Origin of the sequence: Pseudomonas sp. yb_5 (assembly GCF_043103865.1) — a bacterium.
GTDB lineage: Bacteria > Pseudomonadota > Gammaproteobacteria > Pseudomonadales > Pseudomonadaceae > Aquipseudomonas > Aquipseudomonas putida_Y.
Map to the genome: position 1 here is coordinate 53,214 of NZ_JBICKE010000084.1, position 24,637 is coordinate 77,850.

General features: G+C 62.6%; 25 protein-coding genes. 15 read left to right on the top strand and 10 right to left on the bottom strand.

Going from position 1 to position 24,637, the window contains the following annotated elements:
* Positions 1–5: 5 nt before the first annotated feature.
* Positions 6–911: an acetylglutamate kinase gene (gene argB, locus ACF8GF_RS14030; RefSeq protein WP_176682881.1), complete on the top strand. Its 906-nt coding sequence runs from the start codon at positions 6–8 to the stop codon at positions 909–911.
* Positions 912–1,093: 182 nt separating this feature from the next.
* Here the strand turns inward: argB and pyrE are convergent, their stop codons facing one another.
* Entirely contained in the window at positions 1,094–1,735 is a 642-nt protein-coding gene (pyrE, locus tag ACF8GF_RS14035; RefSeq protein ID WP_003253405.1) for an orotate phosphoribosyltransferase, read from the bottom strand.
* Positions 1,736–1,815: 80 nt separating this feature from the next.
* On the opposite strand from pyrE, the gene ACF8GF_RS14040 reads away from it, so the two are divergent.
* Positions 1,816–2,595, top strand: a complete 780-nt coding sequence (locus ACF8GF_RS14040; protein ID WP_003253401.1) for an exodeoxyribonuclease III — start codon at positions 1,816–1,818, stop codon at positions 2,593–2,595.
* Positions 2,596–2,628: 33 nt separating this feature from the next.
* Here the strand turns inward: ACF8GF_RS14040 and ACF8GF_RS14045 are convergent, their stop codons facing one another.
* Together ACF8GF_RS14045 and rph are read right to left on the bottom strand one after the other, a co-directional pair.
* Complete coding sequence (locus tag ACF8GF_RS14045) at positions 2,629–2,997, bottom strand: DUF4870 domain-containing protein (protein ID WP_176682882.1); 369 nt, start codon at positions 2,995–2,997, stop codon at positions 2,629–2,631.
* 23 nt (positions 2,998–3,020) lie between these two features.
* Positions 3,021–3,743 carry a ribonuclease PH gene (rph, locus tag ACF8GF_RS14050; protein WP_176682883.1) on the bottom strand — a complete coding sequence of 241 codons (723 nt, stop codon included), beginning with the start codon at positions 3,741–3,743 and terminating at the stop codon, positions 3,021–3,023.
* A gap of 227 nt (positions 3,744–3,970) precedes the next feature.
* Here rph and ACF8GF_RS14055 point away from each other — a divergent pair, with 227 nt between their 5' ends.
* Positions 3,971–4,834: a YicC/YloC family endoribonuclease gene (locus tag ACF8GF_RS14055; RefSeq protein WP_176682884.1), complete on the top strand. Its 864-nt coding sequence runs from the start codon at positions 3,971–3,973 to the stop codon at positions 4,832–4,834.
* Positions 4,835–4,847: 13 nt separating this feature from the next.
* Positions 4,848–5,468 carry a guanylate kinase gene (gene gmk, locus ACF8GF_RS14060; protein ID WP_176682885.1) on the top strand — a complete coding sequence of 207 codons (621 nt, stop codon included), beginning with the start codon at positions 4,848–4,850 and terminating at the stop codon, positions 5,466–5,468.
* Positions 5,469–5,599: 131 nt separating this feature from the next.
* On the opposite strand, the gene ACF8GF_RS14065 is transcribed toward gmk, so the two are convergent.
* The 3 genes from ACF8GF_RS14065 to ACF8GF_RS14075 all read right to left on the bottom strand — a co-directional run bounded on the left by ACF8GF_RS14065 (position 5,600) and on the right by ACF8GF_RS14075 (position 9,415).
* Positions 5,600–7,141 carry an APC family permease gene (locus tag ACF8GF_RS14065; RefSeq protein WP_392461489.1) on the bottom strand — a complete coding sequence of 514 codons (1,542 nt, stop codon included), beginning with the start codon at positions 7,139–7,141 and terminating at the stop codon, positions 5,600–5,602.
* A gap of 119 nt (positions 7,142–7,260) precedes the next feature.
* Positions 7,261–8,028, bottom strand: a complete 768-nt coding sequence (locus tag ACF8GF_RS14070) for a gamma-glutamyl-gamma-aminobutyrate hydrolase family protein (protein ID WP_176682887.1) — start codon at positions 8,026–8,028, stop codon at positions 7,261–7,263.
* A gap of 4 nt (positions 8,029–8,032) precedes the next feature.
* A complete protein-coding gene (locus ACF8GF_RS14075) occupies positions 8,033–9,415 on the bottom strand; it encodes a glutamine synthetase family protein (RefSeq protein ID WP_176682888.1) in 1,383 nt (460 codons plus the stop codon).
* A gap of 204 nt (positions 9,416–9,619) precedes the next feature.
* Between ACF8GF_RS14075 and ACF8GF_RS14080 the strand changes: the two genes are divergently transcribed.
* The 5 genes from ACF8GF_RS14080 to ACF8GF_RS14100 all read left to right on the top strand — a co-directional run bounded on the left by ACF8GF_RS14080 (position 9,620) and on the right by ACF8GF_RS14100 (position 14,355).
* Entirely contained in the window at positions 9,620–10,492 is an 873-nt protein-coding gene (locus ACF8GF_RS14080) for a LysR family transcriptional regulator (RefSeq protein WP_176682889.1), read from the top strand.
* 239 nt (positions 10,493–10,731) lie between these two features.
* A complete protein-coding gene (gene rpoZ / locus ACF8GF_RS14085) occupies positions 10,732–10,995 on the top strand; it encodes a DNA-directed RNA polymerase subunit omega (RefSeq protein ID WP_003253383.1) in 264 nt (87 codons plus the stop codon).
* A gap of 59 nt (positions 10,996–11,054) precedes the next feature.
* On the top strand, positions 11,055–13,163 hold the full coding sequence (spoT, locus tag ACF8GF_RS14090) for a bifunctional GTP diphosphokinase/guanosine-3',5'-bis pyrophosphate 3'-pyrophosphohydrolase (protein ID WP_392461488.1): 2,109 nt from the start codon (positions 11,055–11,057) through the stop codon (positions 13,161–13,163).
* Positions 13,164–13,186: 23 nt separating this feature from the next.
* Positions 13,187–13,567 (top strand): RidA family protein, encoded by a 381-nt coding sequence (locus ACF8GF_RS14095; protein ID WP_003253379.1) that lies wholly within the window; start codon positions 13,187–13,189, stop codon positions 13,565–13,567.
* A 56-nt stretch (positions 13,568–13,623) separates the two neighbouring features.
* Entirely contained in the window at positions 13,624–14,355 is a 732-nt protein-coding gene (locus tag ACF8GF_RS14100) for a hypothetical protein (RefSeq protein WP_176682891.1), read from the top strand.
* 169 nt (positions 14,356–14,524) lie between these two features.
* Here ACF8GF_RS14100 and ACF8GF_RS14105 read toward each other — a convergent pair whose 3' ends face one another.
* Positions 14,525–15,382 carry an SDR family oxidoreductase gene (locus ACF8GF_RS14105; protein WP_392461486.1) on the bottom strand — a complete coding sequence of 286 codons (858 nt, stop codon included), beginning with the start codon at positions 15,380–15,382 and terminating at the stop codon, positions 14,525–14,527.
* A 190-nt stretch (positions 15,383–15,572) separates the two neighbouring features.
* Between ACF8GF_RS14105 and exbB the strand changes: the two genes are divergently transcribed.
* The 6 genes from exbB to ACF8GF_RS14135 all read left to right on the top strand — a co-directional run bounded on the left by exbB (position 15,573) and on the right by ACF8GF_RS14135 (position 22,292).
* Positions 15,573–16,547: a tonB-system energizer ExbB gene (gene exbB / locus ACF8GF_RS14110; RefSeq protein WP_209969130.1), complete on the top strand. Its 975-nt coding sequence runs from the start codon at positions 15,573–15,575 to the stop codon at positions 16,545–16,547.
* Positions 16,548–16,550: 3 nt separating this feature from the next.
* Positions 16,551–16,979, top strand: coding sequence for a TonB system transport protein ExbD (gene exbD, locus ACF8GF_RS14115; RefSeq protein ID WP_176682894.1), 429 nt, complete (start codon positions 16,551–16,553; stop codon positions 16,977–16,979).
* Complete coding sequence (locus tag ACF8GF_RS14120) at positions 16,976–17,707, top strand: energy transducer TonB (protein WP_176682895.1); 732 nt, start codon at positions 16,976–16,978, stop codon at positions 17,705–17,707. The genes exbD and ACF8GF_RS14120 overlap by 4 nt, the downstream gene beginning before the upstream one ends.
* 94 nt (positions 17,708–17,801) lie before the next feature.
* Positions 17,802–18,728, top strand: coding sequence for a hydrogen peroxide-inducible genes activator (locus ACF8GF_RS14125; protein WP_012274839.1), 927 nt, complete (start codon positions 17,802–17,804; stop codon positions 18,726–18,728).
* A 3-nt stretch (positions 18,729–18,731) separates the two neighbouring features.
* Positions 18,732–20,810 carry an ATP-dependent DNA helicase RecG gene (recG, locus tag ACF8GF_RS14130; RefSeq protein ID WP_176682896.1) on the top strand — a complete coding sequence of 693 codons (2,079 nt, stop codon included), beginning with the start codon at positions 18,732–18,734 and terminating at the stop codon, positions 20,808–20,810.
* 78 nt (positions 20,811–20,888) lie between these two features.
* A complete protein-coding gene (locus ACF8GF_RS14135; protein ID WP_176682897.1) occupies positions 20,889–22,292 on the top strand; it encodes an aminoacyl-tRNA deacylase and HDOD domain-containing protein in 1,404 nt (467 codons plus the stop codon).
* A 178-nt stretch (positions 22,293–22,470) separates the two neighbouring features.
* Here ACF8GF_RS14135 and ACF8GF_RS14140 read toward each other — a convergent pair whose 3' ends face one another.
* The 3 genes from ACF8GF_RS14140 to ACF8GF_RS14150 all read right to left on the bottom strand — a co-directional run bounded on the left by ACF8GF_RS14140 (position 22,471) and on the right by ACF8GF_RS14150 (position 24,629).
* Entirely contained in the window at positions 22,471–22,845 is a 375-nt protein-coding gene (locus ACF8GF_RS14140) for a helicase (protein WP_176682898.1), read from the bottom strand.
* 148 nt (positions 22,846–22,993) lie between these two features.
* Positions 22,994–23,293: an HU family DNA-binding protein gene (locus tag ACF8GF_RS14145; RefSeq protein ID WP_003253355.1), complete on the bottom strand. Its 300-nt coding sequence runs from the start codon at positions 23,291–23,293 to the stop codon at positions 22,994–22,996.
* Positions 23,294–23,480: 187 nt separating this feature from the next.
* Positions 23,481–24,629, bottom strand: coding sequence for an NAD(P)/FAD-dependent oxidoreductase (locus tag ACF8GF_RS14150; RefSeq protein ID WP_176682899.1), 1,149 nt, complete (start codon positions 24,627–24,629; stop codon positions 23,481–23,483).
* Positions 24,630–24,637: the final 8 nt, after the last annotated feature.

A 24,637-nucleotide genomic window follows, 5' to 3' on the forward strand; every position in this document is an offset into this window, starting at 1 on the left:
CCTGCATGACCCTCGATCGCGATGCCGCTTCCCATGTAGCCGAGGTATTGTCCGAAGCACTGCCTTACATCCGCCGCTTTGTCGGCAAGACCCTGGTGATCAAGTACGGCGGCAACGCGATGGAGAGCGAGGAGCTCAAGACGGGCTTCGCCCGTGACATCGTGCTGATGAAGGCTGTGGGCATCAACCCGGTGGTGGTCCACGGCGGTGGCCCGCAGATCGGTGACCTGCTCAAGCGCCTGTCGATCGAAAGCCACTTCATCGACGGCATGCGCGTCACCGATTCGGCGACCATGGACGTTGTCGAGATGGTGCTGGGCGGCCAGGTCAACAAGGACATCGTCAACCTGATCAACCGCCACGGCGGCAGCGCCATCGGCCTGACCGGCAAGGACGCGGAGCTGATTCGCGCCCGCAAGCTGACTGTCAGCCGCCAGACGCCTGAGATGACCACTCCGGAAATCATCGACATCGGCCACGTGGGCGAAGTGGTAAGCGTGAACACCGACCTGCTGAGCATGCTGGTGAAGGGCGATTTCATTCCGGTGATCGCGCCGATCGGCGTGGGCGCCAACGGTGAGTCGTACAACATCAACGCCGACCTGGTGGCGGGCAAGGTGGCCGAGGCGCTGCAAGCCGAGAAGCTGATGCTGCTGACCAACATCGCCGGCCTGATGGACAAGCAGGGCCAGGTGCTGACTGGCCTGACCACCGAGCAGGTCAACGAACTGATCGCTGACGGCACCATCTATGGCGGCATGCTGCCGAAGATCAAGTGCGCGCTGGATGCGGTGCAGGGCGGCGTGAACAGCTCGCACATCATCGATGGCCGCGTGCCGAATGCGGTGCTGCTGGAGATTTTCACCGACAGCGGTGTGGGCACCCTGATTACCAATCGCAAGCCGCGCTGATTGATCGGTTAGCCTGCACTGGCCTCTTCACGGGTAAACCCGCTCCTACATGGGGAATCGCCGACCTCGAGCCTGGCGCTGCCCCATGTAGGAGCGGGTTTACCCGCGAAGAGGCCAGTGCAGGCGGCACAAAAAAAGGCGACCCTCTGAAGAAGGTCGCCTTTTTCATTCCCAGGCCAGGATCAGATCCCGTACTGCGCCCGATAGGCCTCGACAGCCGGCAGGTGCTGCTTCAACTGTGGATCGTCAGCCAGGAACTCCAGCACCTGGGTCAGCGAAACAATGCTGACCACCGGGATACCGAAGTCGCGTTCCACTTCCTGGATCGCCGACAGTTCGCCATTGCCGCGCTCTTCACGGTTCAGCGCGATCAGTACACCAGCGGCCTTGGCCTGCTGGGCGTTGATAATCTGCATGACCTCACGAATGGCGGTACCGGCAGTAATCACGTCGTCGATGATCAGCACGTCACCGGCCAGCGGGGCGCCGACCAGGCTGCCACCTTCGCCATGGTCCTTGGCTTCCTTGCGGTTGAAGCACCATGGCACGTCCAGCTGATGCTGGTCGGCAAGGGCCACGGCGGTAGTCGCCGCCAAAGGGATACCCTTGTAGGCCGGGCCGAACAGCACATCGAACGGGATCTTGCTGTCGACGATGGCGGCGGCGTAGCAACGCCCCAGCTCAGCCAGTGCGGAGCCGGTGTTGAACAAGCCGGCATTGAAGAAATACGGGCTGGTACGCCCCGATTTCAGGGTGAATTCACCGAAACGCAGTACCCCGCGATCGATGGCAAAACGGATAAAGTCGCGCTGATACGGCTGCATGAATAGTCCCGGACACCACGGATTTAGCTAAATGGGTTGAGCTCGGGTATCATACACGCACGAGATTTTTGGGGCCATTTATGCGGATCATCAGTGTGAACGTAAATGGCATTCAGGCTGCGGCCGAGCGTGGTTTGCTCAGCTGGCTGCAAGCCCAGAATGCCGACGTCATCTGCCTTCAGGATACCCGCGCCTCGGCCTTTGAACTCGACGACCCAGCTTTCCAGCTCGATGGCTATTTCCTTTATGCCTGCGACGCGGAAGTGCCTGCCCAAGGTGGTGTGGCCCTTTACTCGCGCATGCAGCCCAAGGCAGTCATCACCGGCCTGGGCTTCGAGACAGCCGACCGCTACGGGCGTTACCTGCAAGCAGATTTCGACAAAGTCAGTATTGCCAGCCTGCTGCTGCCTTCGGGCATGAACGGCGACGAAGACTTGAACCAGAAATTCAAGTTGATGGACGACTTCGCCAAGTACCTGGACAAGCAGCGTCGCAAGCGTCGCGAATACATCTATTGCGGCTCGTTCTACGTGGCGCAGCAGAAGCTCGACATCAAGAACTGGCGTGACAGCCAGCAGTCGCCGGGCTTCCTGGCGCCAGAACGCGCCTGGATGGATGCGATCACTGGCGAGATGGGGTATGTCGATGCCTTGCGCGAAGTCAGCCGTGAAGGCGACCAGTACAGCTGGTGGCCGGACAACGAGCAGGCCGAGATGCTCAACCTGGGGTATCGGTTCGACTACCAGATCCTCACCCCGGGCCTGCGCCGCTTCGTGCGCAACGCCCGCCTGCCGCGTCAGCCACGCTTCTCCCAGCATGCGCCGCTGATCGTCGACTATGACTGGACGCTGACCATCTAAAAGGCCATTGGGGCTGCATTGCAGCCCCAATGGTTATTTGATCGGCCGCCAGATCATCGGGTAGCGATAAGGCTTGCCCTCATTCGCCCGCACCGCCGCAATGATGATCAGGATCATCACGGCCACTGCGAGCATGGCAAACAGCACCAGCCCGATGACCACGAACATCAGCAGGAAGCAGATGAGCCCGGCAATGGTCACGCTGATCTGAAAGTTCAGCGCCTCTTTGCCCTGGGCGTCGATAAAAGGGTCTTGCTCGCGCTTGAGGTGCCATAGCACCAGCGGGCCCAGCAGGTGGCCAAGCGGCACTACCAGGCCCAGAAGCGCGGAGAGGTGGCAGAGCATCGCCCATTGCCGCACTTCGGCATTGGGCGGGGTGACCGACAGGTTCGAATCGCTCATGCCCCGCACCTCCTGGGCTGGCTTCAGTCAGCCAGTGCCGCCTGCTGCAGCTCGAAAATCTCGTCCATGCCCTTCTGCGCCAGAGCGAGCATGGCGTTGAAATCTTCCGGCTGGAACGGTGCACCTTCGGCAGTACCCTGCACTTCGATGAAGCCACCGGCGCTGGTCATGACCACATTCAGGTCGGTTTCGGCTGCGGAGTCTTCCAGGTAGTCGAGGTCCAGCACCGCTTCGCCCTGGTACATGCCGACAGATACGGCTGCGATCATGTGCTTGAGCGGGTTGCCGCCCTTGAGGCCGCCGCGCTTCTTGATCACTGCCAAAGCGTCGCACAAGGCGACCATGGCGCCGGTAATGGACGCGGTGCGGGTACCGCCATCGGCCTGGATCACGTCGCAATCGACGTACAGGGTGATGTCACCGAGCTTGCTCATGTCCAGCGCGGCGCGCAGCGAACGGCCGATCAGGCGCTGGATTTCCAGGGTGCGGCCACCCTGCTTGCCACGGCTGGCTTCGCGTTGGTTACGTTCGCCGGTGGAGCGCGGCAGCATGCCATACTCGGCGGTCAGCCAGCCTTGGCCCTGGCCTTTGAGGAAGCGCGGTACACCGTTTTCAACGCTGACCGTGCAGATGACCTTGGTGTCACCGAACTCGACCAGTACCGACCCTTCGGCGTGCTTGGTGTAGTTGCGGGTGATGCGGATCGAGCGGAGCTGATCGGCGGCGCGACCACTTGGACGTTTCATCTGGGATACCTGTACTGGGACTTTGAATCTGCCGAGCATTATAGAGCCCGTAGCCCAGGGAAGACATGCCTATTGTCGCGCCCGGCACAGCCCGTCGCCTTTTCCTACCCCAGTAGCCACCCGTCGGTAACATAGGTGGATTGGGCGCCACGGCGACACTGCGCTACAATCCTGCGCCTTGCAGCCGAGAGGCTCCCACCGTTCATTCATCTACGCGAGGTACTCCCATGGTGCACAGCATGACCGCTTTTGCTCGTGTCGAGCGCGCCGGCAGCCAAGGCACCCTGGTCTGGGAGCTGCGTTCGGTCAACCACCGTTACCTGGAGCCGCATTTGCGTCTGCCTGAGGCCCTGCGCGACCTCGAAGGCGGCGTACGTGAAGGCCTGCGCCAGGGCCTGTCACGCGGCAAGGTGGAATGCACCTTGCGCCTCAACGAAGACAGCAACGGCAAACCGCTGAAGGTGGACCATGAGCGCGCCGCGCAACTGGTTGCCGCCGCCGAGGAAGTGGCCGGCCTGATCAAGCAGCCGGCCCCCCTGAACCCGCTGGAAGTGTTGTCATGGCCAGGCGTACTGGTGGCCGACACCAGCGACCCACAGGCACTGAATGCCGAAGCCATGGCGCTGTTCGACGAAGCGCTGGCCGAACTCAAGGCCGGGCGCCAGCGCGAAGGCCTGGAGCTGGCCCGGCTGATCAACGAACGCCTGGACAACATGGCCAGCGAAGTCACTACCCTGCGCGCCCTGGTGCCGCAGATGCTGGCGGCGCAGCGGCAGAAGATTCTCGACCGCTTCGGCGACATGCAAGCCGAGCTCGACCCGCAGCGCCTGGAGCAGGAGATGGTCCTGCTGGCCCAGAAAAGCGACGTGGCAGAGGAGCTCGACCGCCTCAGCACCCACGTCACTGAAGTACGCCGAGTGCTCAAGGGTGGTGGGGCCGCTGGCCGGCGCCTGGACTTCCTGATGCAGGAACTCAACCGCGAGGCCAACACCCTCGGCTCCAAGGCCTTCGACCCGCGCAGCACGCAAGCGGCGGTCAACCTGAAGGTATTGATCGAACAGATGCGTGAACAAGTACAGAACATCGAGTAAGGCCACCCCGACCATGAACCACAGCAGCGGCACCCTCTACATCGTTTCGGCCCCTTCGGGCGCCGGCAAGACCAGCCTGGTCACCGCCCTGACCAAGGACGACCAGCAGATCCGCGTCTCGGTCTCGCACACCACCCGCGCCATGCGCCCGGGCGAACAGCACGGGGTGAACTATCACTTCGTCGTCCACGAGGAATTCAAGGCGCTGATCGCGCAAGGTGACTTTCTGGAGCATGCCGAAGTGTTCGGCAACTTCTACGGTACTTCGCGCAGCGCGCTGCAGCAGACCCTGGACCAGGGCTACGACCTGATCCTGGAAATCGACTGGCAAGGTGCCCAGCAAGTGCGCAAGCTGATGCCACAGGCGCTGTCGGTGTTCATCCTGCCGCCAAGCCAGGAGGCGCTTCGCCAGCGCCTGGACGGACGCGGGCAGGACAGCGAAGAGATCATCGCCGGGCGCATGAAGGAAGCGGTCAGCGAGATGGTGCACTATGACGAGTATGACTACGTGATCATCAACAATGATTTCGACGTGGCGCTGGAAGATTTGAAAGCAGTGTTCCGCTCGAATCGGCTGCTGCTGAAGAAGCAACAGCAGCGCCATGCGGCGCTGCTGAAGCAAATGATCGGCTAAAGATCGATGGGGCTGCATTGCAGCCCTTCGCGGGCACGCCCGCTCCCACGGGTTAATCACTGCCTTGAGGCTTGTGCCGTACCTGTGGGAGCGGGCGTGCCCGCGAAGGGCCGCAAAGCGGCCCCAATGATTTATTCCTGCAGAGGCAAGGTAGCCTGCTGGCGCAGGGTAGCCCCGAGGAAGTACGCCGGCGCACGCATGCGCGACAGGATCATCAGCCCGATACCCAGCACCGAGATGATCGCAGCAATCACGAACACCAGCCCCACCCCACCCACATGCGAGCCGCTGCCGAAGTCCGGAGAGGCACTGTCGATGGCGGTACGCACGAAGATCACCGACAAGATCACCCCGCCCACCAGCGGGCACAGGCCGCGCATGATGAAGTGGCGCAGGCTGTCGAACAGGCTGTCGCGGAAATACCAGACGCAGGCAAACGCGGTCAGCGAATAGTAGAAGCAGATCATCATGCCCAGTGCAGTGATGGTATCTGCCAGTACGTTCTCGCTCAGCGTACGCATGGTCACGTAGAACAGGCCTGCGGCCACGCCGGCGCAGATGGTGGCATAGCGTGGCGTTTGCGAGCGCGGGCAGACGCTGGCGAACTTCTGTGGTACCGCACCGTAATAACCCATGGCCAACAAGGTGCGCGCCGGCGCCACGAAGGTGGACTGCAGCGACGCCGCCGTACTGGCCAGCACGGCGATGGACATCAGGATCGCCAGCGGCCCCATGACCGGGCCGGCCAGGTGGGCAAAGACGTTCTCCTGGATGCGCGGGTTGTTCAGGCCCAGGCCCGTTTCGCTGATACCGGCAAACTGCAGGGTGGCGATGGCGGTGAACAGGTACAGGCCGAGGATCAACATCACTGTCCAGGTGGCGGCCTTGCCCGGCACCTCTTCACTGCCCACCGACTCTTCACTGACGGTCAGGCATGTGTCCCAGCCCCAGAAGATGAAGATCGACAGTGACAGGCCAGCGGCAAAGGCCGAGAACGACTCGACACCGAACGGGTTGAACCAGGCGAAATCGAACGCCAGCGGTGGAGGCGCGGTCGTGCCGCCGAAAGCGGCGAAAGCAAAGCCGACCAACACCAGCAACTGCAGTGCCACCAAGCCGTACTGCACAGTCATGGTGGTGGCGATACCCCGACAACAGATCCACACTGCCAGGCCAATGAACACGCAACAGGTAATGATGTTGATCAACAGGTTGTCGGCCAATGCTGCCAATTCGTGCTTGCCGGTGATCTGCCCAAGGAACAGGTAGAAGAAGTCCACCGCGACCCCTGCCAGGTTCGACAACACGATCGTGGTGGCAACCACCAGTCCCCAGCCGCCGATCCAGCCGATCATCGGGCCGAATGCACGCGCCGACCAGGTAAACGAAGTACCGCTGTCCGGCTCCGCCGAGTTCAGCTCGCGATAGCCCAGGGCCACCAGCAGCATCGGCAGGAAGCCTACGATGAACACGGCAGGCAGGTGGGCACCCACCTCACGCACGGTAGGGCCAAGGGCGCCGGTCAGGGTATAGACCGGGGCGATGGTGGAAATGCCCAGCACCACGCTGGCCAACAGGCCCAAGCGGCCCTTGGCCAGGCCTTTGCTGCGCTGAGTGTTGCCCGCGTCGGCCGCCACATCGGGTGGGCGACCGGCTTCTGTGTAATTGCTCATGAGTATTTGCCGTAGATTTTGGAATTGTTTTCACAAGCCTTGAGTGCAAGGCTCGCTTTCACTCATTGAAATTTTGCTATCGGGGACGAGTCATCCGAGACCTTCGGCTGACGTCAGAATCATTCCTGCCGTAAGCCCTCCCGTACTGCGTAGGCAATGCAGGCCTCGCGAAACGCCTGAAACAGACGCAGCGAGACCGGGTTTTCGTTGAAGCGCCATTCCGGATGCCACTGCACGCCGAGCACAAAGCCCGGCGCCGCCGGCATGGACACCGCCTCGATCAGGCCATCCGGGGCCCGCGCCTCAACGCGCAGGCCAGGGGCCAGACGGTCGATGCCCTGACTGTGCAGCGAATTGACCTCGAACTGCGCCGCCAGGCCCAAGCGCTCGAACAACCCGCCAGGCTCGATACTGACCGAGTGGCGAGGGCTGTATTGCACCTCCAGGGGGGCGTCCTCAGGTTCGCGGTGGTCAAGGTAGCCAGGCAGTTCCTGCACACGCTGGTGCAGGCTGCCGCCAAGGGCTACGTTCAGTTCCTGGTAGCCACGGCAGATGCAGAATACGGGCACACCGGCGGCAATGGCTGCCTGCAGCAGCGGCAGGGTCAGGCGATCACGCGCCAGATCATGCCGGGTACCCGACACACTGGGGGCGCCATTGTAATGATGCGGCTCGATATTTGAAGGCGAGCCGGTAAAAACAATGCCGTGCAGGCTGGCCAGCAGCGCATGCGAGTCGCTGCCACCATCACGGGCCGGCAAGATCAGCGGCAAGCCGGCAAAGCCGGCCGCCTCGACATATTTGTCGCCGACCGTGTGCGATGAGTTCTTCCCTACCTGCTGGCGGCAGGCGCTGACACCGATCAAAGGGACCGCATTTGCGCTCATGGGCTTACACCGTGTGCAGGTACCAGTTGTACTCGAGGTCGGAAATCGACACTTCGAACTCGGCCAGTTCGCTTTCCTTGCAGGCCACGAAGATATCGATGTAGTCCGGGCTGATGTATTGGTTGAGGACTTCGCTGTCATCCAGCGCGCGCAGGGCATCGCGCAGATTGTTCGGCAGGCTTTGCTCCAACTGTTCGTAGGAGTTGCCTTCGATCGGCGCCTCGGGCTCGACCTTGTTGGTCAGGCCGTGGTGAACCCCGGCAAGAATCGCTGCGAGCATCAGATACGGGTTGGCATCGGCGCCAGCTACACGGTGTTCAAGGCGCACATTGTCGCTGCTGTCGGTGGGCACACGTACGGCCACGGTGCGGTTGTCCAGCCCCCAGCTCGGCGCATTGGGCACATAGAACTGCGCACCGAAGCGGCGGTACGAGTTGATGTTAGGGCAAAGGAAGGCCATCGACGCCGGCATGGTTTCCAGCACGCCACCGATGGCGTGGCGCAGCGTATCGCTTTGCAGCGGATCGTCACTGGCGAAGATGTTCTTGCCGGTTTTCTTGTCCAGCAATGAAATGTGCACATGCAGGCCGTTGCCTGCCTGGCCCGGGTAGGGCTTGGCCATGAAGGTGGTGTCCATTTCATGGTCGTAGGCGATGTTCTTGATCAGGCGCTTGAGCAGGATCGCATAGTCGCAGGCCTTCAGCGGATCGGCCACATGGTGCAAGTTGACCTCGAACTGCGCTGGTGCGCTTTCCTTGACGATGGCGTCGGCGGGCAGGCCCTGTTCCTTGGCCGCTTCGAGCATGTCCTGCAAGCAGTCGGCGTACTCGTCGAGGTCATCGATCAGGTACACCTGGGTCGAATGCGGGCGCTTGCCGGAGATCGGCGAGCGCGGTGGCTGCGGGCGGCCGTTGAGGTTGTCCTGGTCGATCAGGTAGAACTCCAGCTCGAACGCGGCGCAGATAGTCAGGCCCAGTTCGTCGAACTTGCTCACCACCTGACGCAGCACTTCACGCGGGTCGGCGAAGAACGGCTGGCCATCCAGTTCGTGCATGGTCATCAGCAGCTGGGCGGTGGGGCGCTTCTGCCACGGCTCGTCCGACAACGTGCCGGGGATCGGGAAGCAGATGCGGTCGGCGTCGCCGATGTCCAGGCCAAGGCCGGTGCTTTCGACAGTGGAACCGTTGATATCAAGGGCGAACAGCGATGCGGGCAGGTTGATGCCCTTCTCGTACACCTTGTGCAGGCTGGCCCGCTCGATGCGCTTGCCACGCACCACGCCGTTCATGTCGGAGATCAGCAGGTCTACGTACTGCGTGTCCGGATGGGCCTGGAGGAAGTCATTCATCTCGCTGGAAGAACTGGCGCACGGGGTTACCGACGTCATGGTGTACATCCTTTGATGTGCTGCGGCGATGTGGGATACGGCTGGCGCCTCACGGGCGACGATGGTTGCAGCTGTTGTTGTTTTCACTTTCCCATCGTGGGGACTGGTTACCCGACCGGGCGCATTGATTCCGGGGGGCCGTTTCACTATAAAATGGCTCAGACGCAACAGACATTGGCAATTTGGCAAGCAGAGCGTGCATCAATGCAATATCAGATTACCCACGCCGACCTCTCTCTGGTCCTGGCACTGGAACGTGGCCGCTCGCTGGCCAAAGCCGCCGAACTGCTCAAAGTCGACGTTTCGACCGTGTTCCGCTCGATCCGCCGATTGGAGTCGGCGCTGGGCACCGCCTTGTTCGTCAAGAGCCGAAAGGGCTATCTGCCGACTGACACCGCCCAGGCCTTGGCAGAGCAGGCCGAACGTGCCGAGCAGGCGCTGGAAGCGGCGCGCATTGCCATGACCAGTGGCGAGCAGGTGGTCAGCGGCACGGTGCGCCTGACCTGCACCGAGGCGGTGATGCACAGCCTGTTGCTGCCGGCACTGGCCGAGTTCATGCCCAACTACCCGGCCTTGTCGCTGGAAATGGGTACCTCCAACACCTTCGCCAACCTCAGCCGGCGCGACGCCGACATTGCCCTGCGCCTGACCAACACGCCACCGGAGCACCTGGTGGGCCGCAACCTGGGCTCTACCTCCTATGTACTCTGCGGTCAGCCACAGTGGCGCGAGCGCCTGAGCGAGTCGCCTGCCAGCGTGCCATGGATCGCACCTGACGACTCGATGCAGGACCACCCTACGGTGGTCTGGCGCAACCAGCAGCACCCGGGCCTGAGCCCGCGCTACCAGTGCAGCAGCATGTCGACCATTGCCCAGTTGGTCACGGCCGGCCTGGGCGTGGCAGCACTGCCAGACTACATGGTGCATGCGCTGCCCGGGGTGGATGCACTGAGCGGCCCCCTGCCCGGCTGCGACACCCAGTTGTGGCTGCTGACCCGGCCGGATTGTCGGGCGTTGCGCTCGGTGCAGACCTTGTTCGAAGAGCTGACCCCGCGGTTGCGTGACGCGATGCTCTGAGGTTATCGTCGGGACAAAGCGTCGAGGGTGTCTGTTGCGACCCTTTCGCGGGTAAACCCGCTCCTACGAGGTAAGTGGTACCTGTAGGAGCGGGTTTACCCGCGAAGAAGCCGACGCGGGCCTGAAGGTACCACCCGGCAAAACAGCGCTTCCCTATTGGCTGGTGAATTTTTATACTATCGAGTCCGCCTGCCCACTAATGGGCTGCACGCCCACCGCAATTGCTACTGAGGAAGACCATGGCCCGCGTAACTGTTGAAGACTGCCTGGAACACGTGGATAACCGCTTTGAGCTGGTCATGCTCTCGACCAAGCGCGCTCGCCAACTGGCGACCGGCGGCAAAGAGCCACGCGTTGCGTGGGAAAACGACAAGCCAACCGTTGTTGCCCTGCGTGAAATTGCCGAAGGCATCGTCACCAACGAGTTCATCGCCGCTGAAGAGATCGTCACCGAGGATCCGGTGTTCGCCGCGTTCGAGGACGAGAACAACGAGGCTGTCTGATTGATGCCAGGTCGACGTCGTACGGCGCAAGGCCCTCTTCCTCGGCAGGAGGTGAACCCATGCCGGGTATAGAAGCCTTGGCCGAACGGCTTTCGACCTATCTTGGCCCCGAACAGGTCAACCTGGTCCGGCGTGCCTATTTCTACGCCGAACAGGCCCACGATGGGCAACGCCGCCGCAGCGGCGAGCCCTACGTGACCCACCCGCTGGCCGTGGCCAGCATCCTCGCCGACATGCACATGGACCATCAGAGCCTGATGGCGGCCATGTTGCACGATGTGATCGAAGACACCGGCATCGCCAAGGAAGCCCTCAGCCAGCAGTTTGGCGAGACCGTGGCCGAACTGGTCGATGGGGTCAGCAAGCTGACCCAGATGAATTTCGAGACCAAGGCCGAGGCGCAGGCGGAAAACTTCCAGAAAATGGCCATGGCCATGGCCCGCGATATCCGCGTGATCCTGGTCAAGCTGGCGGACCGCCTGCACAACATGCGCACACTGGAAGTGCTGTCTGGCGAAAAACGCCGGCGCATCGCCAAGGAAACCCTCGAAATCTACGCCCCCATCGCCAACCGCCTGGGGATGCACAATGTGCGGGTGGAGTTCGAAGACCTTGGCTTCAAGGCCATGCACCCGATGCGCTCGTCGCTGATTCACCGTGCAGTGAAGAGCGCACGCGGCAACCGCAAAGAGATCGTCGCCAAGATCGAACACTCGCTGGCCAACTGCCTGGCCGCCGACGGCATCGAGGGCGAGGTCAGCGGTCGACAGAAACACCTCTATGGCATCTACAAGAAGATGCGCGGCAAGCGCCGTGCCTTCAACGAGATCATGGACGTGTATGCCTTCCGCATCATCGTCGACAAGGTGGACACCTGCTACCGCGTGCTCGGCGCCGTGCACAACCTCTACAAGCCGCTGCCCGGGCGCTTCAAGGATTACATCGCGATCCCCAAGGCCAACGGCTACCAGTCGTTGCACACTACCCTGTTCGGCATGCACGGCGTGCCCATCGAAATCCAGATCCGCACCCGCGAAATGGAAGAGATGGCCAACAACGGCATCGCTGCACACTGGCTGTACAAGTCCAACGACGACGAGCAGCCCAAGGGCAGCCACGCGCGTGCCCGCCAGTGGGTCAAGGGCATCCTCGAACTGCAGCAACGTGCCGGCAACTCGCTGGAATTCATCGAGAGCGTGAAGATCGACCTGTTCCCGGACGAGGTCTACGTATTCACCCCCAAAGGCCGGATCATGGAGTTGCCCAAAGGCTCCACGGCCGTCGATTTCGCCTATGCGGTGCACACCGACGTTGGTAACAGCTGTATCGCGTGCCGCATCAACCGCCGCCTGGCGCCACTGTCCGAACCGCTACAAAGCGGCTCGACAGTAGAAATCGTCAGCGCCCCGGGCGCTCGGCCAAACCCGGCCTGGCTCAACTTTGTGGTCTCCGGCAAGGCGCGCACGAATATCCGCCACGCGCTCAAGCAACAGCGCCGCTCGGAGTCCATCAGCCTGGGCGAGCGCCTGCTGAACAAGGTGCTCACAGGCTTCGACAGCAGCCTGGAGAAAATCCCTCAGGAACGTGTCCAGTCTATTCTCGCCGAATACCGCCTGGAGCTGATAGAAGACCTGCTCGAAGACATCGGCCTGGGCAACCGCATGGCCTACGTGGTCGCGCGCCGCCTGCTGTCGGCCGAAGGCGAACAGCTGCCGGCGCCAGAAGGCCCGCTGGCGATCCGCGGTACCGAAGGCCTGGTGCTGAGCTACGCCAAGTGCTGCACGCCGATCCCGGGTGACCCGATTGTCGGCCACCTGTCGGCCGGCAAGGGCATGGTCGTGCACCTGGAGAACTGCCGCAACATCAGTGAAATCCGCCACAACCCCGAAAAGTGCGTGCAGCTCTCCTGGGCCAAGGACATCACTGGCGAGTTCAATGTCGAACTGCGTGTTGAACTGGAACACCAGCGCGGGCTGATCGCCCTGCTGGCCAGCAGCGTCAACGCCGCCGACGGCAACATCGAAAAGATCAGCATGGACGAACGCGACGGCCGTATCAGCGTGGTCCAACTGGTGGTCAGCGTGCACGACCGCGTGCACCTGGCGCGTGTGATCAAGAAGCTGCGTACCCTGACCGGTGTGGTCCGCATCACCCGCATGCGTACGTAGTCCGCCAACCGCAAGGAGTCATCATGAGCAAAACCGTCATCAACAGCGACAAGGCCCCTGCCGCCATCGGCACCTACTCGCAGGCGATCAAGGCCGGCAACACCGTGTACATGTCGGGCCAAATCCCTCTGGACCCGAAGACCATGGAACTGGTCGAAGGCTTCGAAGCCCAGACCGTGCAGGTGTTCGAGAACCTCAAGGCCGTGGCTGAAGCCGCTGGCGGTTCGTTCAAGGACATCGTGAAACTGAACATCTTCCTCACCGACCTGAGCCACTTCGCCAAGGTAAACGAGGTGATGGGCCGCTACTTCGAACAGCCCTACCCAGCCCGCGCTGCCATCGGCGTTGCCGCGCTGCCGAAAGGCTCTCAGGTCGAAATGGACGCCATCCTGGTCATCGAATGATGCCCGGGTGACGGGCCCTGCCCGTCACCCTTCTTACTCCGCAAGGTTACCCCGTCATGCGTCAAGCACTGCCCTTCGCGCTGGCAGCCCTGCTACTGGGCGGCTGCACCAGCCACAAACCCGAAGACTTCAACGGCATCTGGATCAACCAGGAAGCCATCACTGCGGCGGTCAAAGCCGGTAGCCTGCGCCAGGCCCTGAATGAGCATGGCCCAGTGTTCGAGTGGAAGCTCGACGTGGCCAATCAGCAAGCCAGCTATAGCAATGGTTTCGAGGCCGCTGACGGCCAGCTGAGCGCCAGTGACAAGCAATGGCAGGCCCGCTTCCAAGGCGGCCAGACCGAGCAGCTTTCGCTCGATGGCGACGAGCTGCTGGCCGTCGACCAGAACGGCGCCAAGCAAACCTTCGTGCGCGCCAAGGCGTCGGTGTCAGCCAATGCACCACTTGGCAGCAGCTTCGAGAAGGCGCTGTACCAGGCCTACCTGGGTGGTAACTGGAAGATCGTCGAAGGCCAAGGCAAAGGTGCCAGCGTGCGCTTCAGCGACACCGGCAACGTCACCGGCCTACCCGGGCCGGACCGCTTCGCCCTGTGCCTGGCGGGTGATTGTGCGACCATGGGTGGCAGCAATGACAGCCTTTGGCTGGAGCGCAACCAGCGCGGTGCACCGTTCATCATCAAGCGCGATGGCGACAAGCTGGAGATTTTCCAGGCAGTGAACCGTGCGCAGCCGGATGAAATGCCGGAGCTGGCAGCCGGCAAGCGTCAGTGGACGCTGGAGCGCACCTGAGATGATGCGCGCCCCCTGTAGGAGCGGGTTTACCCGCGAAGAAGACACCGCGGTGGATGGCACGGGCTTCGCCCGTGTTCGCGGGCAAGCCCGCTCCCACAGGGATCGCGCCAGCTTTTAGAAATTGAGCAAGACAGTTGCTCCCACAAGGCATCGCGCCAGTTGCCAGCTAGGCTTTTCCTGCCAGGATCGCGGCGTAGCCTTCCTTGTAGCTCGGATATACCGGCGCCCAACCCAGCGCCCGCGCCCGGGCATTACTGCAGCGCTTGCTGCCGGTACGCCGTACCCGTTGCTCATCGGACCACTCGGTAACCCCCATATACGCCCGCAGCCAGGCCACCACATCGGCCAGCGGCGCCGGGTCATCGTCGACACCGATGTAGCAATCATCCACTGCCTTGCCATCAGCATCGGCCTGCAGCAGAAACGCCAGCAGGCTGGCGGCATCTTCGGCATGAATGCGGTTGCCATACAGCGGCGGCTCCTCGGCCACGCGGTAACCCTGACGCACCTGGCTCAGCAACCACTCGCGCCCCGGGCCATAGATACCGGTCAGGCGGACCACGCTCGCCGGGATGCCGCTGCCCAATGCCAACCGTTCAGCCTCCAGCATCACCCGCCCGGAATAGCCCTCAGGCTCGGTGGCAGCGCCCTCCTCTATCCACTCGCCGCCCTTCTGCGCATACACGCTGCTGCTGGAGACGAACAACAGCCGGCGCGGGCGTTGGCCACGTTCGGCCAACCAGGCCAACACATGGCGCAAACCATCGACATAGGCTGCCTGGTAACCCGCCTCATCGTGCTGGCTGGCTGCCACGCAGTACACCAGGTAGTCCAGCGCGCCCTGTGGCCAGGCCTGCGGTATCGACGGTTCGGCCAAGTCTGCAGCAACCGGCTGAACCCCAGAGGGCAGCTGATCAACAGAACGGCGCAGGCCGCTCACCTTCCAACCTTTAGCCAACATCTGCCTGGCCAGACGCCCACCCACATCACCACAACCCACCACCATCACGGAAAGGTCTGACATCTCTAAACTCCCCTAGACCAATTGATCAGCCTGGCCACGCTACACGATGGGCGGCTAGACCATAGGCGAAAAAAGCTACAATATTACTTTTGTTAACAAGAATTACTTGCAATAATGGCCGCCAATTTGTTCTCGGCCTGCATCGAGGCCTTGGAGAACGTTCACTTTTTCTTCATCAGGTCCGGCCAGCATGACACGTACTCAATCTTCCGCTTCGCCAACCCCGTCGCGCGCCTGGCGCGCCATCGCCGCGCTGACACTTAGCCTGGTGCTGGCCCCGGTGGCCATGGCCGATGAGCCAACCACCAACGCCGCCACACCTGCTGCTGCCACTGCTCCGGCCGCACCCGCTGCTGCCCCAGCCGATGCGCCGGCGCCTGATGCCACTGCCACCAACCCGGCAGATGCACCGGCCGCGGCAGACCCGAGCGTTCAAGCCCTGGTCGAAGACACCTCGCTGGGCATGGCCCATGACCTGTCGCCATGGGGCATGTACAAGAACGCCGACATCGTGGTGAAGATCGTCATGATCGGCCTGGCCATCGCCTCCATCATCACCTGGACCATCTGGATTGCCAAAGGCTTCGAGCTGATGGGCGCCAAGCGCCGCCTGCGTGGCGAAATCGCCCAGCTGAAGAAGTCCACCACCCTCAAAGAAGCCAGCGAAGTCTCCAACAAGGCAGGCACCCTGGCCCATACCCTGGTCCATGATGCCCTCGAAGAGATGCGTCTTTCGGCGAACGCTCGCGAAAAAGAAGGCATCAAGGAACGCGTCAGTTTCCGTCTGGAGCGCCTGGTGCATGCCAGCGGCCGTACCATGAGCAGCGGCACCGGCGTCCTCGCCACCATCGGCTCCACCGCGCCGTTCGTCGGTCTGTTCGGTACCGTATGGGGCATCATGAACAGCTTCATCGGCATCGCCAAGACCCAGACCACCAACCTGGCCGTAGTTGCCCCAGGTATCGCCGAAGCGCTGCTGGCCACTGCTCTGGGCCTGGTCGCGGCAATCCCGGCCGTGGTCATCTACAACGTCTTCGCCCGCTCCATTGCCGGTTACAAGGCGCAGGTGTCCGATGCCTCCGCCCAGGTACTGCTGCTGGTCAGCCGTGATCTGGACCACCAGGGCAGCGAGCGCGCCGCCCCGCACATGGTGAAAGTGGGGTAAGCCATGGGCCTGCATCTCAACGAAGGTGGCGACGACCTCGCCGAAAACCACGAAATCAACGTTACGCCGTTCATCGACGTGATGCTGGTGCTGCTGATCATCTTCATGGTCGCCGCCCCCTTGGCAACGGTCGACATCAAGGTCGACCTGCCGGCCTCAACCGCCAAACCAGCGCCAAGGCCCGAGAAACCGGTGTTCGTCAGCGTCAAGGCCGACCAGAAGTTGTATGTCGGCGACGATCTGGTTGCTGCACCCGACCAGCTTGGCCCGATGCTCGACGCCAAGACCAAGGGTGACAAGGAAACCACCATCTTCTTCCAGGCTGACAAAGGCGTGGATTACGGCGACCTGATGGAAGTGATGAACAACATGCGCGCGGCCGGCTACCTGAAAGTCGGTCTGGTAGGTCTCGAGACGGCAGCCAAGAAATGATGAAAACGCGCTCTAACATGGCGCGCTACGGTGGCAGCCTGGCGATCGTGCTGGGCGTGCACGTGGTCGCCGTGCTGCTGACGCTCAACTGGTCGGTGCCCCAGGCCATCGAGCTGCCCCCGGCAGCGATGATGGTCGAACTGGCACCGTTGCCGGAGCCTGCGCCACCACCACCCCCAAAGGCAGCTCCGCAGCCACCGGCCCCGGTCGAGGAACCGCCGATGCCGAAGCTGGCAGAAGCGCCCAAGCCCAAGATTGCCATCCCCAAGCCGCCCAAGCCGAAGGCCAAGCCCCAGCCGCCCAAGCCCGAGAAAAAGCCTGAGCCGCCGAAGGAAGCACCCCCCACCGAGCAAACGGTGGATGCGCCGCCCAGCAACACGCCACCGCAGAAGTCCGCGGCACCGGCACCGAGCATTGCGTCCAACAGCAACGCCCTGCCAACCTGGCAGAGCGACCTGCTGCGCCACCTGGCCAAGTACAAGCGCTACCCGGAAGACGCGCGCCGTCGCGGCTTGCAAGGTATGAACCGCCTGCGCTTCGTGGTCGACGCCGAAGGCAAGGTCGTGTCGTACTCCATGGCCGGTGGTTCAGGCAGTGCTTCACTGGATCGGGCGACCTTGGAAATGATCCGTCGGGCCGGCACGGTACCCAAGCCGCCACCCGAGTTGCTGAACAATGGCACGATTGAAGTCGTGGCACCGTTCGTCTACTCACTGGACCGCCGCTGAGACTTTTGTTTCTGTCACAATTCGGCAAGTCTGATAACGTGCGTCTATCGATTGCAGCCGCTATGCTGGGCCCGCAACTTCATGGACGCACGTTATGACCCTCACAGAATTACGCTACATCGTCACACTCGCCCAGGAACAGCACTTCGGCCATGCCGCCGAGCGTTGCCACGTGAGCCAACCAACCCTGTCGGTCGGTGTGAAGAAGCTCGAGGACGAGCTTGGCGTTCTGATCTTCGAGCGCAGCAAAAGCGCAGTACGTCTGACCCCGGTCGGCGAAAGCATCGTCGCCCAGGCGCAGAAGGTACTGGAGCAGGCCCAGGGCATTCGCGAGCTGGCCCAGGCCGGCAAGAATCAGCTGACCGCCCCGCTCAAGGTCGGCGCCATCTACACCGTCGGCCCCTATCTGTTCCCGCACCTGATCCCGCAGCTGCACCGCGTGGCGCCGCAAATGCCGCTGTACATCGAAGAAAACTTCACCCACGTACTGCGCGAAAAGCTGCGCAACGGCGAACTGGACGCGGTGATCATCGCCCTGCCGTTCAACGAAGCCGACGTGCTGACGCTACCGCTATACGACGAACCGTTCTGCGCCCTGATGCCTGCCGACCACCCATGGACGGCGAAGAAGACCATCGACACCGCCATGCTCAACGACAAGAGCCTGTTACTGCTCGGTGAAGGCCACTGTTTCCGCGACCAGGTACTGGAAGCCTGCCCGACCCTGAACAAGGGGGGTGAAGGCTCAAGGCATACCACGGTAGAGTCCAGCTCGCTGGAAACCATCCGTCACATGGTGGCTTCGGGCCTTGGCGTTTCGATCCTGCCGCTGTCGGCAGTGCACAGCCATCACTACGCCCCCGGCGTCATCGAAGTGCGCCCGCTGACGGCACCGGCACCGTTCCGCACGGTAGCCATCGCCTGGCGCGCCAGCTTCCCGCGGCCAAAGGCGATCGAGATCCTCGCCGATTCGATCCGCCTGTGCTCGGTCGCCAAAAACCCTGCGGAACAACCGGCCTGAGTCATGAGTGAGCTGTCGAAGGTCCCGGTCACAGTACTGAAAGGTGTGGGCGAGGCAATGGCGGAGAAACTCGCCAAGGTTGGCCTGGAAAACCTGCAGGACGTGTTGTTCCACCTGCCCCTGCGCTACCAGGACCGCACGCGCGTGGTGCCAATCGGCCAGCTGCGTCCGGGCCAGGATGCGGTTATCGAGGGAGTGGTCAGTGGTACCGATGTGACCATGGGCAAGCGCCGCAGCCTGGTGGTGCGCCTGGGCGACGGCAGCGGTGTGCTGACATTGCGTTTCTACCACTTCAGCAACGCGCAGAAGGAGGGCCTGAAGCGGGGCACCCACCTGCGCTGCTACGGAGAAGCCCGCCCCGGCGCTTCGGGCCTGGAAATCTACCACCCGGAGTACCGCGCGCTGAACGGCAGCGAGCCGCCGCCACCGGTGGAGCAGACTCTGACGCCGATCTACCCGTCCACCGAAGGCCTTACCCAGCAACGCCTGCGCCTGTTGTGCCAGCAGAGCCTTGCCCTGCTTGGCCCGCGCAGCCTGCCCGACTGGCTGCCTGACGAACTTGCCCGGGACTACCAGCTGGCACCCTTGGACGAAGCCATCCGCTACCTTCACAATCCGCCGGCCGATGCCGACCTCGACGAACTCGCCGAAGGCCAGCACTGGGCCCAGCACCGCCTGGCCTTCGAAGAGTTGCTGACCCATCAACTGTCGCAACAACGCCTGCGCGAAAGCCTGCGCAGCCTGCGTGCGCCGGTACTGCCCAAGGCCACGCACCTGCAGGCGCAGTACCTGGCTAACCTGGGCTTCCAGCCGACCGGCGCGCAGCAACGGGTAGCCAACGAAATTGCCTACGACCTTAGCCAGCACGAACCGATGATGCGCCTGGTGCAGGGCGACGTGGGTGCCGGCAAGACCGTGGTCGCTGCACTGGCAGCGTTGCAGGCGCTGGAAGCTGGCTACCAGGTGGCATTGATGGCACCCACCGAGATCCTCGCCGAGCAGCACTACATTACCTTCAAGCGCTGGCTGGAACCGCTGGGCATCGAAGTCGCCTGGCTAGCCGGTAAACTCAAGGGCAAGGCCCGGGCCGCTTCCCTGGAGCAGATCGCCAACGGCGCCCCCATGGTGGTCGGCACCCACGCGCTGTTCCAGGAAGAGGTAAGGTTCAAGCACCTGGCCCTTGCGATCATCGACGAACAGCACAGGTTTGGCGTGCAGCAACGCCTGGCCCTGCGCAAGAAGGGCGTGGCCGGCGAGCTGTGCCCACACCAGCTGATCATGACCGCCACGCCTATTCCGCGCACCCTGGCCATGAGCGCCTACGCCGACCTGGACACTTCGGTGCTCGACGAATTGCCGCCAGGGCGTACGCCTGTGAACACCGTGCTGGTGGCCGACAGCCGCCGCTTCGAAGTGGTCGAGCGGGTACGTGCCGCCTGCGCCGAGGGGCGCCAGGCCTATTGGGTATGCACGCTGATCGAAGAGTCCGAAGAACTCACCTGCCAGGCCGCCGAAAGCACCTACGAGGAGCTTGGCAGCGCGCTTGGCGAGCTGAGGGTAGGGTTGATCCACGGGCGCATGAAACCGGCAGAAAAAGCCGAGATCATGGCCGAGTTCAAGGCTGGCAACCTGCAGCTTCTGGTCGCCACCACGGTCATCGAGGTGGGCGTGGACGTGCCCAACGCCAGCCTGATGATCATCGAGAACCCCGAGCGCCTGGGCCTTGCACAGTTGCACCAGCTGCGTGGCCGGGTTGGTCGGGGCAGCGCCGTTAGCCATTGCGTACTGCTGTACCACCCACCGCTGTCGCAGATCGGCCGCGAGCGCTTGGGGATCATGCGCGAGACCAACGATGGCTTCATCATCGCCGAAAAAGACCTTGAACTGCGTGGCCCGGGCGAGATGCTTGGTACCCGCCAGACCGGTCTGCTGCAGTTCAAGGTCGCCGACCTGATGCGCGACGCCGACCTGCTGCCAGCCGTGCGCGACGCGGCCCAGGCCCTGGTATCACGCTGGCCGGAACACGTCAGCCCGCTGCTGGACCGCTGGCTGCGCCATGGCCAACAATATGGCCAAGTGTGACGGCAGTCCCAGAATGGATCCAGATTTGCTCGCAGGCTGGTTATACTTCGCGTTTAAAAGAAACAGTGGATACGGACCATGACTGAAGTTGCCCTGGACACCGCAACCCCACACGCCCCCTCTGTCATCAGGCTGCTGCTCGACAAGCTCGGCGTGCCCTACCGCCAGGTGGTCGAACACCCGTACCTGCCAGCGGCTTCGCGGGTGCAGGCTGTCCTTCTCGACGACGAGGTCGGCGCCCTCATGGTGCTGTTCCCGCAGAGCCACCTGCTGGACCTCAACCGCCTGGCCGAGCTGACCGGGCGCAAGCTGACCGCCGTGTCGGTACCGCGCCTGAAGCAGATGCTCGACAAGCACCACCTCAAGGCGCTGCCGGGCATCCCGGCGCTGACCAGCTCGCCATGTCAGTACGAAAAGGCCCTGCTCGACACCGAAACGGTCTTTATCCAGTCCGGCGAAGCCGGCCTGTTGCTGGAAATCGAACGCGCACACTTCAAGCGCATGCTGGCCAAGGCCAGCGCCAGCAGCTTCGGCCAGCAAGTCGAAGCCATCAGCCCCAACCTCGACCGCCCCGATGACGACACCCGGGAAATCACCAATGCGGTCCAGGCCTTCACTGCCCGACGCATTCAGAAGCGCCTGGAAGAAACCATCGAAATCCCACCGCTCGCCGACAGCGCGCAGAAGATCATCAAGCTGCGGGTAGATCCCAACGCCAGCATCGACGACATCACCGGCGTGGTCGAAACCGACCCGGCGCTGGCGGCACAGGTGGTGAGCTGGGCTGCATCGCCCTACTATGGTTCGCCGGGCAAGATCCGCTCGGTTGAAGACGCCATCGTGCGTGTGCTGGGTTTCGACCTTGTGATCAACCTGGCCTTGGGCCTGGCGCTAGGCAAGACCTTGAGCCTGCCCAAGGACCACCCGCAGCAGGCCACGCCCTACTGGCAACAGTCGATCTACACCGCTGCGATCATCGAAGGCCTGACCCGCGCCATGCCTCGCGCAGAACGCCCCGAGGCCGGGCTGACCTACCTGGCCGGGCTACTGCACAACTTCGGCTACCTGCTGCTGGCGCACGTGTTCCCGCCGCACTTCTCGCTGATTTGCCGCCACCTTGAGGTCAACCCGCATTTGAACCACACCTATGTGGAGCAACACTTGCTGGGCATCAGCCGTGAACAGATCGGTGCCTGGCTGATGAAGCTGTGGGACATGCCGGAAGAGCTGTCGACTGCCTTGCGCTTTCAGCACGATCCGGCCTACGACGGCGAATATTTCGCGTTCCCCAACCTGGTATGCCTGGCCACCCGCCTGCTGCGCTTGCGAGGTATAGGCTCAGGGCCGCAGGAAGAGATTCCTGACGAGCTGCTGGAACGCCTGAGCATTACCCGGGACAAGGCCGAGGATGTGGTGAACAAGGTGCTCGAAGCCGAGAACCTGTTGCGTGAGCTGGCTTCGCAGTTCCACGCACCGCATTAAGCATTAACGCATACCCTGTGGGAGCAACTGTCTTGCTCAATTTCTAAAAGCTGGCGCGATTTGACTGTGGGAGCGGGCTTGCCCGCGAACACCGGCGAAGCCGGTGCCATGCACCGCGTCGCTTGTTTCGCGGGCACGCCCGCTCCCACAGGTAAAGCATCGGCATCCCCGTCGGGCTTCAGCCTTTCTTCTTCGGTTTCAGGTATTTCATCAACCCTTGGAACCACATCACCAACGCCGGGTTGCCCTTGATCTGGATGTGCTTGTCCTGAATCCCCTGCATGAACGCCAGCTGCTTGTTACCCGCCTGCATGGTGGCGAAGCCATAGGCGGCGTCCTTGAAGGCAATGGCGAACGCCGGCTGTGGGTGTGCGCCGCCCTTGCTGCTGATGCGCTCATTCTCGACGATGAAGTGCCGGGCGACCTTGCCGTCCAGGGTCTGCATCTGGAACACCAGGTCCTTGCCCTTGAGCTGCTGCTGGAATGCGGGGTTATTACGACTGGCCCTGGCCATCAACAGCCCCATGGCCCAGAGAAGAAAGCGAAACTTCATCAACGCGCCTCGAATGAAAAGTGACTAAGGCGCGCAGTTTATCCTTTTCCAGAACTATTTATGCAAGTTCGAAACATTTTGCCTGCAGAAAGCACAACGGGCGCCCCGAGGCGCCCGCTTGGCTGACACTGGAATTGTCAGGGAGCGATCACTTGCCTTTCTTGGCTGGCTTGGCGGGAGCGTTAACGCTGTCGCGCAGGTTCTTGCCAGGCTTGAAGGCCACGGTATTGCTGGCCTTGATCTTGACCGGCTCACCCGTTTGCGGGTTCTTGCCGGTACGCGCGCCGCGATGACGTTTTTCGAAGGTGCCGAAACCGACCAGGGTAACTGTGTCCTTGTCCAGGGCACCGGTGATGCTGTCGAGAATCGCGTTCAAAACCTGATTGGCCTTTTCCTTGGTCAGATCAGCCTTATCGGCGATGACGGCGGCGAGTTCTGGTTTGCGCATAGTGAAGCCTCTTTGACGGAATTCTTGTTGTTATGCCGTGCTGCCTCTGGGAGCAGCGCTCAAGGCACCGCAGGCTCTAATCTGCGGCAGACGGGAGTGAGAATGGCACGAGCTCAGGGGCCGCGCCAGTATCTGGGCGGCCATTGTGCAGGCAACAACAGGATAAATCCGACAGAACGCGCGCTATTTACGCCATAACCGGTGGCAACTGACGATTCAGCGCCAGCTTCTCCATCACCGCCGTCCCGGTAAGGGCGTAGCCCAGCAGCTTGCCGTCGGCATCAAGGCAGAGCACCTTGAGGTCACTGCCCTGCCCCTCTACCTGCCAGATGCCTTCGCAGCCCTGTGGCGCTGGCGAGACCACCAGCGGACACGCCGGGGTTTTCACGGTGATAGGCATCGGCCCGTAGGAAACTGCCGTCGGCTTGCCGGCCAAGGTTTGCGCCAGCGCCCGGGCACAGCTCATCAGCGGCATCACGTACAGCAGGTTGATGCCATCGACTTCGGCACAGTCGCCAAGGGCGAAGATGTTTGCGTGTGAAGTACGTAGCTCGCGGTCTACGCTTACGCCACGGTTGGTCTGCAGGCCGGCCGCGGCAGCCAGGTCGGTACGTGGGCGCAGGCCGATGGCCGAAACCACCAGGTCGCAGGCAATCACGCTGCCGTCCGACAGGTGCGCCTCGAGGCCTTGGGTTACCTGCTGCAGGCGAGTCAGCACCGGCCCCAAGTGGAAGCGCACACCCAGGCCCTCCAGCCCACCCTGCACTGCCGCCGCAGCGGCCGGGTGCAGCAGGGTCGGCATGACCTGTTCACACGGCGCCACGACGTCAACCTTGAAGCCGCCCAGGCTCATGTCGTTTGCGAATTCGCAGCCGATAAGGCCGGCACCGAGGATCAGTACACGCTGCTTGCCAGCGGCGGCAGCACGGAAGCGCGCGTAGTCTTCCAGGTCGTTGATCGGGAACACCAGATGGCCGCCATCACCCTCGATCGGCACCTGCACGGTCTGCGCCCCCCAGGCCAGCACCAGGTCGCGGTACTCCACGGTCTCTTCGCCGATCCACAGCCGCTTGTGGCCCGGGTCGATGCCGCTGATGCGGGTATGAGTACGGATCTCGGCGTTCAGTTGCTCGGCCATGGCGCCCGGCTCAGCCATGCACAGGCCGTCGGCGTCCTTCTGCTTGGCAAAGCCCATGGAAAGCATCGGCTTGGAGTAAGAGCGACCATCGTCGGCGGTGATCAGCAACAACGGCGTCTGCGCATCGAGCTTGCGAAATTCACGGGCCAGGTTGTAGCCCGCAAGGCCGGTACCGATGATTACCACAGGGGACGTCATGTCGTGCT